The 12,816-nt window shown below is 58.0% G+C and carries 12 protein-coding genes and 1 tRNA gene; 4 read left to right on the forward strand and 9 right to left on the reverse strand.

Going from position 1 to position 12,816, the window contains the following annotated elements:
- Window positions 1–2 precede the first annotated feature (2 nt).
- The 5 genes from I6J26_RS02635 to I6J26_RS02655 all read right to left on the reverse strand — a co-directional run bounded on the left by I6J26_RS02635 (window position 3) and on the right by I6J26_RS02655 (window position 3,379).
- Window positions 3–1,079: a trimeric intracellular cation channel family protein gene (locus I6J26_RS02635; protein WP_370552152.1), complete on the reverse strand. Its 1,077-nt coding sequence runs from the start codon at window positions 1,077–1,079 to the stop codon at window positions 3–5.
- Between the two features lie 513 nt (window positions 1,080–1,592).
- Window positions 1,593–2,042, reverse strand: coding sequence for a Panacea domain-containing protein (locus I6J26_RS02640; RefSeq protein ID WP_115023040.1), 450 nt, complete (start codon window positions 2,040–2,042; stop codon window positions 1,593–1,595).
- A gap of 116 nt (window positions 2,043–2,158) precedes the next feature.
- Window positions 2,159–2,232, reverse strand: a tRNA-Ile gene (locus tag I6J26_RS02645).
- A gap of 103 nt (window positions 2,233–2,335) precedes the next feature.
- Entirely contained in the window at window positions 2,336–2,848 is a 513-nt protein-coding gene (locus I6J26_RS02650; RefSeq protein WP_115023042.1) for a hypothetical protein, read from the reverse strand.
- Between the two features lie 105 nt (window positions 2,849–2,953).
- Complete coding sequence (locus I6J26_RS02655; RefSeq protein ID WP_115023045.1) at window positions 2,954–3,379, reverse strand: hypothetical protein; 426 nt, start codon at window positions 3,377–3,379, stop codon at window positions 2,954–2,956.
- A gap of 161 nt (window positions 3,380–3,540) precedes the next feature.
- On the opposite strand from I6J26_RS02655, the gene I6J26_RS02660 reads away from it, so the two are divergent.
- Together I6J26_RS02660 and I6J26_RS02665 are read left to right on the forward strand one after the other, a co-directional pair.
- Complete coding sequence (locus I6J26_RS02660) at window positions 3,541–4,869, forward strand: AAA family ATPase (protein ID WP_115023047.1); 1,329 nt, start codon at window positions 3,541–3,543, stop codon at window positions 4,867–4,869.
- 64 nt (window positions 4,870–4,933) lie between these two features.
- A complete protein-coding gene (locus I6J26_RS02665; protein ID WP_115023050.1) occupies window positions 4,934–5,353 on the forward strand; it encodes an organic hydroperoxide resistance protein in 420 nt (139 codons plus the stop codon).
- Between the two features lie 153 nt (window positions 5,354–5,506).
- Here I6J26_RS02665 and I6J26_RS02670 read toward each other — a convergent pair whose 3' ends face one another.
- Window positions 5,507–5,755: a helix-turn-helix domain-containing protein gene (locus tag I6J26_RS02670; RefSeq protein ID WP_239121814.1), complete on the reverse strand. Its 249-nt coding sequence runs from the start codon at window positions 5,753–5,755 to the stop codon at window positions 5,507–5,509.
- 462 nt (window positions 5,756–6,217) lie between these two features.
- Here I6J26_RS02670 and I6J26_RS02675 point away from each other — a divergent pair, with 462 nt between their 5' ends.
- Entirely contained in the window at window positions 6,218–6,796 is a 579-nt protein-coding gene (locus I6J26_RS02675; protein ID WP_115023052.1) for a hypothetical protein, read from the forward strand.
- A gap of 8 nt (window positions 6,797–6,804) precedes the next feature.
- Here the strand turns inward: I6J26_RS02675 and I6J26_RS02680 are convergent, their stop codons facing one another.
- The gene (locus I6J26_RS02680) at window positions 6,805–8,202 is read right to left on the reverse strand and encodes an APC family permease (protein ID WP_239121815.1); all 1,398 of its coding nucleotides are present in this window, start codon (window positions 8,200–8,202) and stop codon (window positions 6,805–6,807) included.
- 164 nt (window positions 8,203–8,366) lie between these two features.
- Window positions 8,367–9,272 carry a UTP--glucose-1-phosphate uridylyltransferase gene (locus I6J26_RS02685; RefSeq protein ID WP_115023057.1) on the reverse strand — a complete coding sequence of 302 codons (906 nt, stop codon included), beginning with the start codon at window positions 9,270–9,272 and terminating at the stop codon, window positions 8,367–8,369.
- A gap of 163 nt (window positions 9,273–9,435) precedes the next feature.
- Between I6J26_RS02685 and I6J26_RS02690 the strand changes: the two genes are divergently transcribed.
- Window positions 9,436–10,827 carry a sialidase family protein gene (locus I6J26_RS02690; protein ID WP_115023059.1) on the forward strand — a complete coding sequence of 464 codons (1,392 nt, stop codon included), beginning with the start codon at window positions 9,436–9,438 and terminating at the stop codon, window positions 10,825–10,827.
- Here the strand turns inward: I6J26_RS02690 and I6J26_RS02695 are convergent.
- Window positions 10,814–12,610 carry a heparinase II/III domain-containing protein gene (locus I6J26_RS02695; protein ID WP_115023061.1) on the reverse strand — a complete coding sequence of 599 codons (1,797 nt, stop codon included), beginning with the start codon at window positions 12,608–12,610 and terminating at the stop codon, window positions 10,814–10,816. The two genes, I6J26_RS02690 and I6J26_RS02695, sit on opposite strands and share 14 nt — an antisense overlap.
- Window positions 12,611–12,816: the final 206 nt, after the last annotated feature.

Genomic DNA, 12,816 nt, shown 5'->3' on the forward strand with positions numbered 1-12,816 from the left:
TTCTAATCATCTCTTTTCTCATAGCGCCGCATAAGTTTTTCAACCAACTCATCGGTGAGCTTGTCATCAGACAAAATGCGGTCCAAAAGCTCACGGGGCGTGGGACCATCAGTGCTCTGAGCTTCATACGAGTCGCCAGAAAGGTCTACGCCAAAGTCCGAGTCGGTATCCGCGGATGCCGCCGCCATCTCCGCGGACATCTCGGCGACCTCTTCGTTGAAGGAATCGAGGAACTCGGAGGCGTCGATAGTCGCGTCGGCCCTGCGCTTTCCTTCCCGCACCTCACGTTCAATGCGGCGCTGCAGGGCCTTTTCCATCTGGTTGTGACGCCATGCGCGCAGCTTGGTCGGCTCCAGGCGGCGGCCAACAGCACGGCCTTTATTCTCCGCCTTGCGCGCCAAAACCATGACATAGGCCGCGGTGTCATTCACCGGCGCCCACTCCTGCCGAGCAGGCACGCGCCAGCCCGCCCAAATGCCCAGCATGGTCAAGACAAAAGAGACGATTGGGCCAATAATGACGCCCCACGCCAAGTGCCCCGTGGAGTTTGCACCTAGCACTACCAGCGCACACGCCACTGCCGGAATCACGGTGGGGGTGTTATCACCAAACACTGCCGGCTCACGGCCCATGGCGATATCACGAATCATGGAGCCACCCGTCGCCGTAAACACGCCCATCATGATGCAAGGAATGAAGGGCAGGCCGTAGGCGATGGCCTTGAGCGCGCCTGTCGACGCCCACAGGGCCGACACCACCGCATCACCATGCGACTGCACGTAGTCCCATGTCTTGCCCTTGAAGTAGACGAAACGGGCGATGATAGCACCGGTGAACGCCAAGTAAAGATACTCCGGCTGGCTCATCGCGGCGACTGTGCCTCGATTGATGAGCACATCGCGGATCATGCCTCCGCCGAGGGATGAAAACATCGCGATGAAGAAGAAGCCCACGATGTCATAGCCGCGCTGGCGGGCCATCGTTCCGCCAATCATGCCCATGAGAAGGACGCCGATAATGTCGGACCAGTAATACAGCGACTCGATTAACGGGTCCATCTCAACACTCATGTGGGTCATCGTATCGGGTAGCGCGCGGATTCTCGCATTAAGGGCAAGCTGACCCGCACTTTAGTGCTGCAGCGAGAATGAAAGCAGTGTCGTGCTAGTGCGAGTACAACTTGCCATACGTGTTCTCTATCCAGATTACGTAGAACACTTCCCTGTCTTTCCAGCCTACGAACGGCAAGTTTCCCTTGTGGCGGTAGACCCTAAACCGCGATACGTCTTGAAAAGGCCGTGGAATGTCAGGCTTAATGGCAGTAGCAGGGATGAATTCAGAGCCCAGCCCATGTTTTGGGTGCCGCGTCAATTCTTTCCATGTGAGGACAGACCGCCTGTGCCATTTTTCTAGGAACTCCGCTCGCATAGAATCATCCATTTCTTCAAAGCCCCACCTCTTTTGAAGAAACCTAGTGGATAACAGCGGGTATTCCTCTCGAGTTCTGCCTAGAGCATCAATAACACCTTTCTCTGGTGCGCTTCGTGCTGCGTGAACTGGACGGGTCCCCCTTCGTTTATTCTTGCCCACGGCTAGCAGAAATAGTTCTTAAGATCGGCATCGGTGATTTCGCGGCCGCGCTCGCCTTCTACAAAGTTTCTTTGCCAAGGAGATTCCGTGTGCGTTTTATTGCGCAGCGCCCACGCAGAAAAAGGGCCGTACTTATCCCAGACCTCAATCAGATCCTGTTCAACGTCACGATAGTCATCCCAGTTGAAATCCCCTGAGACAAAGTCGTCTGGGTCAATCGGAAGCTTTCCGTAGTGTTTTAGCTGGTGATAGATATCCACGACTACAGGGCCGTGCGCCCAAGCTTCCATTCGTTCAGGGAATAGTGGAACCCCCGAAGAGGACCGCATATACAGCCCTTTTGCATAATACAGAAGCTTCTGAAGCTTAAGCTGCGTTATCTCAGCGTCGTCGGTCTCATCCGCCCACGCGACGAACCATTCGGCAATTTGCCGCGCCGTATGTTGTTCCATGACAGTCCTCCCTTCCTTCACCGTCAGAGTACAACAAGGCTTGGACCTTCATCTGGCGCAACGTTGGGTTGTCATGCCTAAGGCACTTCGTCCCAAGGAAAAGAGGCTGCCTACTGTGGGGCCACCGGGGCTCGAACCCGGGACCAACGGATTATGAGTCCGTAGCTCTAACCGACTGAGCTATAGCCCCGCGTATTCCCTGTCTGCATTCCGCACCAGCGCTGAGACAGCACTCACGCACACAGTGAATCCGCTCCCAGCAACATTAATCGGCAGGCCCAGAAAACGGCAATTTAGGTCCCGTCCTGGCCCAGATTTTCCGGACTTGAACTCTGCGTCGGGTTCTGAGCAACGGCCTTCCGGCCTTTCACCGCCACAACAACGCCAACGATGTAGGACACAATCACCCCAAGGACACAGGGCCAAAACAGTATCACGGACAGATCTAAAGCCCACCTCCCCACAATCTGGGAGAAGGCGGATTTCCCGCTCTCATCTGTATCGCCGCCATCGACCATAAAGAAGCCGGCGAGGAAGAGAAACACCGTGACCACGATGAAGGCCCAAGATTCGGGCCACCCGAGGGCCTTATACGTTCCGGATCCCGCGTCCTCCTTCACGATGCGCACGGGGATAAACCACAAGCCAAGAAGCGCAACGGCCATGATTCCCCCAGCCGGAATGGAGAAGAGTGCGAGCCATCCGCCAACGCCAAAAATCACCCGCCCCACAGCAAAGAACGCCGCGCCTACAAGGCTCATGACAAGCGCCGCGACGGAGCTAATGTGAACGTTCCGATACTTCATACCAGAAAGCCTAGCGTGCACCAACGCTATTTTCTCCAACAAAACTGATACAGCACTCGGCTACGGAAGCACAGCGGACCCTGGACGCTGGGTCAGCTGCCAGACCTATTCTTTCGTCTTCTTTTTCCAGGCTTGCCTGCGATCGCGCCTTCGAGCACGTTTTGCTTTGCGGATGTCCACGACCCAACGCGGAACAAAAGGCCACGGAAGCGGAATCCCGAACGCACCCGTAAAACCAATCGCTCCGATGACGAAAGCAGCCACGAGTGGAATAACTAGCACCGTTTCGACGGGCTCTGGAAGGTTCATGCTTCCGACCAACCCGGCGGCACCAGCAGCACCCAACAGTAGTGTGCCGTAGGGATAAATAAAGAGCAGGCCATCACTTTCTGCGCCTACCACATCGGCTGAGTCGTACCACTCTTCCGATGCGGGAATCCTTCGCACGCGCAGGATGTAGAAGGTCCAGTAGAGCACCATGACAACCACTAACCCGAGACATACGAGCAAACCAGTAATATCCCCGTCCATAGGATGTGGCCTCCTGTGGTCGCTTTTGCGGTGTGTACTAAAACGCTACCAGCGTCCGCTGAGGTCAGGCTTTGGGCCAAAACAAAATCTGTGTGCGCAAGCACCCGGACCTGGGACCGGTTTAGATGATCACGCATGTGTGAGCTTGTAGTCTTGCGAGCATGAGGCTCCTTTCCTTCAGCGTGTCGAACTACCGCAGCATCCGTGCAACACAAACGCTGTCGTTTTATCACGACTGGACCCACTCCACGCCGCCCGAAGAAGGCTGGGATTCGGTAAGCCAGCCCATCACCGTGCTGGTGGGTCCGACGGCGTCGGGTAAAAGCAGCGTGCTCGATGCGCTGAACTTCGCGCTGCGAGCTATTTCCTTATCTGCCACACAGTGGCTCGATGATGCCCCGCCCAACCAGTTGCCCCACGCTCCGTTTCGTCTTAACCCCACCACGCAGCGCCGCCCCAGCACCTTTGAGCTGGAGTTTGCAGTCGATGGTGTGCGCTACCTCTACGGTTTCCAGTGGAGCTACACCGGTGTGCATACCGAATGGCTCAGCCGCGTCCCGGCAAATCGCTGGACTCCCTGCTTTGTGCGCAGTCGCGGGGAGGAGACACAGTGGACGCGGACGTTTATGGATAAAGGGGACGTCGCCAAGCTTGGCAACGTTGAGGACACCGAGCTGATCCTGTCTGTCGGTTTGCGCGATGAGCACCCCGTGCTTGCCCCGTTGGCCCGCGCGCTGGTGCATGATGTGGCGTACCTGCCGCATGCGCATTCCGCGGCCAACAATGCCGCGCGATTTACCGCCCTTATTCGTGAGGGCAAGCTGCGCCTGCACGAGGCTGCCCCACTGCTGCGCGCGGCCGATGCCGGCATTCATTCCGTGCGGCTCAACCAGGACCAGATTCCACGGCATGTCTTCTGCCAGATGCGCCCGGTCATTAATGCGTTGAGCAGTACCGACGGCGCTATCCTGCGCCCCGATGCTTTCCACAGCTACTCCGACGCCGAAATCGAATCCCTGCTCCATGCGATCATCGTCGAGCACAAAGGCGAGGCCGCACACTATTCGCTGAGCCTTACCGATGAATCCGGCGGCACGCAGACGTGGATGGCCACCGTGCCACTTGTTCTCGACGTCTTGCGCCGCGGCGGCATCCTGGTTGCTGACGAACTCGATTCCTACCTACGCCCAGCCCTGCTGGACTTCATCATCCAGGCCTTCCGCGAGCCCAGCATCAACGTCAACGGCGCCCAGCTCATCTTCGCTTCCCACACCTTCAGCGTGCTCGAGCGCGCCGCCGAGCTCGGACTTAATCCGGAAAGCTTCTGGTCCGTGGAGAAGACCGCCGCCGGCGAATCCGAGCTGCACAACCTTGCCGATGTCTCCCTCGACAACCCCGACACTACCCATCGCTTCCTCACGGAGCGCTACGGCACCGCCCCGCGTGAGGCCCTCGACGCTCTCAAGGAGCTCGTCACGGCTAGCGCGTGAGCAAGCTTAGGTTCCCGCGTACAATCGGCGGCCACACAGCCCGCAACATTCAAAGGAGTTACACATGACCGCTGCCTACACCACCGAAGCACTCTCCACTGGCGCTGGCCGCGATGGCCGCACCGTAGTCCAGGAATCTGACCTCGACTTCACCATGACCGCCCCGAAGGAAATGGGCGGCAGCGGCGAGGGCGTTAACCCCGAGCAGCTCTTCGCCGCCGGCTACGCCGCCTGCTTCCACTCCGCGCTCAAGGCCGTGGCCAAGGACAAGGACGTCGACGTCACCGACTCCGCCGTCGGCGCGCGCGTGACCCTCAACAATGGTTCCGAGGGCTTCTTCCTCAGCGCCGAGCTTGAGGTCACCATCCCCGGTGTGGAGCAGGAAGAAGCACAGGCGCTTGCCGACGCCGCCCACGAGATGTGCCCCTACTCCAAGGCCACCCGCGGCAACATCGATGTCACCGTCACCGTGGCCCAGGACTAAACACCTGAAGTTCGCTTGGGTCTGCCAATAATCGAGCTGCTGCTTCGTACACGTCAGGACAAGCTGAGGCGCGGAGCCGAATGATGTCGGCATGCGAAGCAGCCGCGGCCGCAAGGCCCGCGTAGTCTCCGCGAGCACGTCCTGCGACCCTGCCTAGGACTCCGAGAAAAAGCCCTGATTCTCTTCTTCGAACGCGCGCCACTCGTTGAAAGCACGCATACGCTCTTCCGCCCGCTTCCGCTTCAGGTCCAGCACGTTATCGCGCTTAAAACGGGTGTGCGTTCCACACTTGTGAGCCAATATCTTTCCCTCTTTAACCCATTTCATAAGGGTGGGACGAGAGACGCCCAACTCGGCTCCGGCGACGGCGCCGTCACCCACCTGAATATCGAGGTGCAGCACGCCCACCACCTGCTCTTCACCAAAGGTCGACTGCGCATTGTGCAGGAGCGAATTCCGTTTACGTACGCAAGTGTGGCGATCAATAGGGCACTAGAACCAACGTACCGGCAGCAGCTTCCCAACCGCGCAAGAAAAATGACCCTCACCTGCCAGTAGCCCCGGTGAGGGTCGAGCAGCTGTACGTGATGCAGGGCTGCTCCTGCCAAGAATTCTGCCCAACGAGCGCAGAGATAGTCAACACCTGCGTTGCATTTAAGATACGGCAAGCCGGGAAGGCCGCTGAAGACATATCAGTCTGGGATTGCCCATTCCTCGCTTCTCGACGCCAACTGAACACTGTCCTCTCAAAGTCTAGTGTTCAAGGGTGCTGTCAGAGCCGTGCTTGCCGACGCTCTCCTTTCTCAACCAATCCTTCCACGCAAACCCAGGACACAGCACTTTTCTAGGACTACAGTTTCGGCTATGCACAAACTCTCTTCTCTCACTCTCGCCGTCGCAACGGCACTCGCTCTCTCCGCCTGCAGCGACAATGACCCGATGACGTCCGAGACCCTAGCCCCCGTCGCCGAGGAAACATCAACGGCTAAAGAATCAACGACGCCGGAAAGGCCAAACAGCTCTTCAAACACCACCGAGGAAGACGAAGGCCCCTCCCCAACCCGAGCTGATAAGCAACAGGAGAAAGAATCCAACGAGCAGACCATCAGTGCCAGCCAAGTCGGCGGCGACTGCGGCGTGACGCCTGAGGGTGACACAATCTTGGCCGGCAGCGCAACCTCCTGTGAGTTCGCCGCAGCCATGTTTGAACCTGCCAAGAGGGCCTCCTACGCTCTCTACCAGGCCGATCCCACGGTTAATCCCCTCTACACTGCTAGCATCACTGCTAAGAGCCCCGTTACCGGCGAAAGCTACCAGCTCACCTGTCAGATTGGCAGTGATTTAGCCGGTCTGAGTTGCCGTAAGCCCGACGACAACAATGTATTCGCTATCTTCACCTCAGCCGCCCACGACTGGCCGCAGCGCCTAAACACTGTCGACTAGCCACCAAGCTATTCCAGAATCAACGATGCCGTCTTCTCCGGCGGTACGTCCCGCAACTGGCGGCGCTTAACGGACCACGATGCCAACCCCAACACTATCCAGACCACCAGCGCAATGAGCGGAGCTGTTCCCAGCATGCCAGGCGAGCCCGGGACAAAGAGCAGCGCCAAGAATCCGACGGAGAGAATGCACCCAGCAAGCGCGAAGTACTCGTAGAACTTATTGGGTGCAGTGGGCTTGGGCATCCCGGGGACGTGCCCGGTGCGCGCAATCTTCCATGCACAGAAGCACGTATAGAAATACGCCACCGTGATGCCAGCACTGGACATGTCGACGACCCACGTCAACGCCGCGCGCCCAAACCACGGGGTCACCAGGCACACCGCGCACACCAAGAGAATCGCATTGCGCGGTGCGCGCTCCTTGCCCTTCAGCTCACCCAAACGGCGCGGGACCAGGTTCGCCCGCCCCAATGTAAACAGCACACGGCTTGCCGCAGTGTAGAAACCATTGAGGCCTGTCAACACACCTGCGCTCACCGCAACGACCATGAGGACCAAGCCAGCTGGTCCCATCACCTCACTAATAGCTGCTGCTGGTGGCCATGCCTCCCCTTCGAAAGCATCGTGACGGGTTCCCACAGCGATGGAGGTTGACAGCATCATCGCCATATAGATAACCGTCGCGACAGTAATCCCCCACAACAGAAGCCCCAGCGCCTTCCGCGGAGAGAAATTAAACTCGCCCGCCAGCTGAGGAATGGAATCAAAGCCCACATAAGCCCACGGGGCAAAAGCGATGATGGTCGCCACCGCCGCAGCCGGCGGCACATCTACAGGAAAGGCGGGAGCAAGCTCCGGGCGCTCAGCGACGTAGTAGATCACCATCGACGCCACAATAACCACCACCGCCAAGATCATGAGCACAACAGCAAAGAACTGAAACCGGCCCGAGAGCGCAGCACCCTTGGAGTTCAGCCACGCGAACCCAATGATAAACAATGAGCAGATCGCTACTTCGGGGAGATAGATGGTCCACCCGGCGACGTCGTAAAGCGCGCCCCGCATGACCAATTCAGGGAAGGTGACTCGGAAGACAAGCGTGACTGCGGAGGCATTCAGCGCCACCACGCACGAATACCCCAGCGTCAGCGCCCATCCCGCGATAAACGCATGAGTCCGGCCGAGCGCGGCCATGGCAAACGCCACGCCACCACCGGTCAGCGGCAGCGCGCGAATGGTAAAGCCGTAGCTCAAACCGATAACCGCAATCATCAGACCACCGATGACAAAACCGATGAGCGTTCCAGCAAGCCCCGCCTTCTGCATCCAATCAAACGGCAAAATGTAGGCACCCCAGCCAATCGCCGCACCCAACGCCATGGCAAAGACCCACGAGGGCTTCATCGTTTTCCGCAGTGTCGTATTCTCCGACATCTAGTTTCACTCCAGACAATTCACCTTGAGCGCCAGGACCTTGCGGACGATCCCAGCGCGCGTTTCTGGCAAGTCTAGAGATTATTGATTAGGTGTGCTGCAGATCTAATGATTCGGGGATGCGATACCAATCTCTACCCCAAATGCGGCCGATACTTCTCCATAATCGCCTCGATATCTCGAAAGAGCGCCGGACCATACTTCGGGTGGCGCAAACCAAATTCAACGCTGGCCGGAATAAAGCCGGCCGGGTTACCCAAGTCATGGCGGATACCGTCGTGGACCACGACGTGAACAGGATGGCCTTCCGAGATAAGCAAATCAATTGCGTCAGTCAGTTGCAGCTCCCCGCCCTTGCCTGGTTCGATGCGGCGAAGAGCATCAAAAATCGCACGATCCAGCAGGTAGCGCCCTGTAGCCACCAAGTTTGACGGTGCGTCCTCAGCCGCGGGCTTTTCAACCATGCCCACGACTTTCTTCACGCCGTCCTCGTCGGTGTCCTCAATATCAAACACGCCATAGTTCGACACGTGCGCTGGGTCTACCTCCACAGCCAACAGCACCGAGCCACCATGCTCTTGGCGCACACGAATCATCTCGCTCATAGCTGCAGTGGGCTCGATGACGTCATCAGGAAGCATCACAGCAAAGTAGTCCTCGTCCTCGTCCAAGACGGACTCCGCCAAACCAACAGCGTGCCCTAGGCCCAAAGGCTTGTCCTGGACAACAGCAACGGGATCAATAATCTGCGCGGCACGCTCAACCTTCGATGCCTGCTCATCTTTTCCACGAGCACGCAGGATCTCCACCAGATCAGGAAACTCATCGAAATGGCGCATGACCTCGTCTTTGCTGGGCGAGGTCACAATAGCTAGCCGCGTTGCACCGGCACCCGCAGCTTCCTCGGCAATCATTTCAATGCCTGGAGTGTCCACGACAGGCAGAAGCTCCTTCGGGACAGTCTTAGTCGCAGGCAGGAAACGCGTACCCATACCCGCTGCGGGGACAACAACAGTGCGGACGGAAGTGGAATTAGCCATGGGCCAATCCTAATGCACTGGGAACCCCGCATAGGACCTCGGCCTACTAAAGACCGGAAGTTGTGGCGCACGCGCTTGTCGATGTCCACCCGTTCCCCTGCCTCACACGTCACCACAAACTAGACTTCGATTTGTCTCGTCCTCATGCACAAAGGAGTCTCACATGCGTCGACCGCCACGCACCGGTAAAGCACTCGTTGCTTTAGCCCTCACCGCCTCTCTGGTTACCGGACAGGAAACCACCCCAGCACCTGCAGAGGCACAACAATTCCCATCCTTCCAGATGCCTGCCCTTCCCCAGTTCAATGAGGAACAGGTCCGGCAGGCCGTTGCCACACTCGTAGCGCTTGCAGCAAGTGTCGGAGGTTTAGCGCTCGTCGCCGGCATACTGCCCGGAGTCGGTTCTTCCAACGGCTCCTCGTCGGCCCCAGCACCGAGCACCACCCCTGCAACAACTCCAAGCACTCCCACTTCCACGCCTGAGTCCACTCACCCTTCAACCTCCCCGGCACCTACTGAGGAACCCAGCTCCTCGCCGGAACCGACCACAAGCACAGCTCCTGCCCCCGTCACCTCCGTGGAGCCCTCCCCTGGTTTTGCGCAGCACGTTGCCGGCATCAAAGACCGGCTCGCCACCAGTGAAGATAAAGATCCATTGTGGGCGTGGACTGCCCCTCGTGGTCCACAGCTGAACCTCCCCACCCATGAAGGCAGCGGCCAAGCGACTCACCCCTCTGTTCTCTACTTTGAGAACGGATGGAATGGCTGGAAGTACTGGATGGCAATGACCCCGTACCCAGCCAGCGATGAAGGCGCTGAGGATCCCAATGTGCTCGTCTCCAACGACGGCTGGACCTGGCAGGTTCCAGAGGGACTATCTAACCCCATCGATGACCAGCTGGGCAAACCTAACCCGCACAATTCCGACACCCAGCTCGTCATGGCTCCTAGCGGCGAAATGTACCTGACTTGGCGCATGGTTGATCGCCCGAACGGGAAAACCAACCGTATCTACCTAGTGAAATCCGACGACGGAGTGCACTGGTCTGAGAAAGAAGAGATCTGGACCGGTGAACCTCAGTTCATGTCTCAAGCCCTCATCTGGACAGGAGAGAAGTGGCGCCTCTACGGTGTAGCCAACGGCGGTGGTGTGCCTAACCGCGTGGTCTTTTACGAAAGCTCGGATCTCAAAACCTGGTCTGAACCAACCACCGTCTCGTTTGACCCTGGCCTCACGTCTGGGCAGCGCCTGTGGCACATCGACGTCCAACTCTACGACGGTGAATACATCGGCCTCGTCCACATCATCCCAGGCACGGTCAAGCAAGGTAACCTCTATCTTCTGCGCTCTCAGGACGGTGTCACTTGGAAGCGCTCGGACACCCCGATCATCTCCCACGAGGAGTCCGGCTACCCCAACCTCTACAAGTCGGCCCTAGTCCCCCACGGCAGCGGGGACGACCTCACCTTCGAGCTGTACTACTCCGGCTTTAGCGAAGGCCGCGCTGACTGGCGCATCAACCGTACGGTGGCGGAACGCGTCAGCGCGGAGTAAGCCCACCGTCCGCGTACCCTCGTTCAACGGGTGCGGACAAAGCCCGCACCCGTTTGGACTTGACGTCGTAATCAAAGAGGAAGGTCTGGCTCCCACGAACGATGCGCAGTACGCGTTTGCCGGGCCCGTTCTCTTTGAAGGTGTACTCCACCTTGTCTTCCGGCTTGGCGACCACTACCGCGGTGAGCAACCCGAAGTCTCGGCTCGCACGTCCAAAGCCCACAGTCCACGTGTCCGTGGGTTGCTCGTTACGGAAGACAAGTCCACGCTGGCCCTCACGATCGCCTCGGGCGAGGTTCGCATCCGTAGGCTCGAAGTAGCGCGAGCCGTCGATACCGTAGCGGATGAACACCAACTGGGTTCCATCGACAACGGAGCGGAATCGAACTGTCTCGTACTGCGAGCCCACGTATTCGAACTCGGGGGCTACATTCCAACGTTGCTCCGCGTACTCCACAGTGCGCGTCGGTTCAAGGCTGTCTGAGACCACAAAGGGGCCGCAGTCAACAAAACACGCACTGCGATTCCAGTGAAGGCCTTCCCAAGCGGTGTCCTCAAGATCGAACGCCGACCACGGTTCCTCGATCTGGTGGTCGACCAGTCGTGAGGCTGCTTCAGCGTCATGTTCCTTTCCACGAACAGTAAGCACATTATGAGCTAGGCGGCTTTGAGCATAGGAACGCAACGAGCCCCTCACATAACCAGGGTGACCTGCATCAACGATGATGTTCCTTCCACGGTCCCAGTAAGTCAGTGACAGGTGGTCGAAATGCCCATGAATCTGACGCGGCGGGCCGAAGCGCAAGGTGTAATAGCTCTCCAAATCCTTAGGCCTGCGCTGACCAAACCCGGAGCGTCCAAATACATAACCCGAGTCATATATCTTCACGCGCGGTATCTCAGTCCCAGTTGCACCATTCGATAGCGCGAATTCCAGCGCCCCTCCGCGCGTCAACTCAGGACGCCGCGGCATTGAGTCACCAATTTCAACGAATGTGCCGCCTGGGGTCAGTGAATGCGCAATGAATTCTTCGAGCGGCTCCTTCTTCGCGCGCAGTACATCTGCACCCGGTGCCTCAAACAACTCAAATGCTTCAACAGTGGTTTGGCGCAGCCTTTCGATATAATTCGCGTACTCAGGTGCCTGCTCGTTGATGGCCCCTTCCCCATCAATCATGACCTCGAGGCAGGCTTTGGCACGATCAGCGCCGGCATCGAGCATTGACTCATCGCTCAGCCTGTCCCCCACCACCATCAACGCCAGTGCTTGGGAAAGCCCGTGGTTCCAGTAGCCATCAAAATGCTCCAGCAGCCACTTCCCGTGATACTCGATGGCCTCATGCAGCCATTCGTCTTCAGGGAGGATTTCACTAAGCGCGCTTAGCGATGCCGCTCTAATCGCCACCGCATGACCGCCCCAAACGTACTCATCGTCTTTCCACTCAGGCGTTACGTGGTTCATCTCCCACCAATTACACGCCACCGCCCAGACAAACTCTGCGCCGGCTGAAACTTCCTCAGTCCATTCCGTCTCAGGAAGCCCCGCTGCACGGTCCACAATGAAGTCTATCCAGTTCAGCGAGTGCAAGTAGAAACGCACTGTCGGGTGCAACCGCTGTGCCTCGATCTGGGGCCAGAACGCTTCTTCTGGATCAAAGAAAACTTCGGGATAAGAGTGGATCACAATCATCCCGCTTAACACGCGCGAAACCTTGTTGATACGCCCTAAGCCGCCAGAAATCACGATGGGGCGGCCGCGGTTGGGAGCGGAATAGAGGGACACAAGGATTCCTTTCGTACTTGCTCACAAAGTTTCTAAAGCTCATCCCACCAGCTCTATGTGCATCACGCCAACTCTATCAGCAACCACCACCCACAAGATTGAATAGGAAAGTTGGAAATGCTGTCATTTCTCGGCAGCAAGAATTATGGTGAAACCTATTAGCCACGACAACTTGACCCCTTGCTTCAACTTTACGGCCTAAGTGC

Origin of the sequence: Corynebacterium minutissimum (assembly GCF_016889765.1) — a bacterium.
GTDB lineage: Bacteria > Actinomycetota > Actinomycetes > Mycobacteriales > Mycobacteriaceae > Corynebacterium > Corynebacterium minutissimum_B.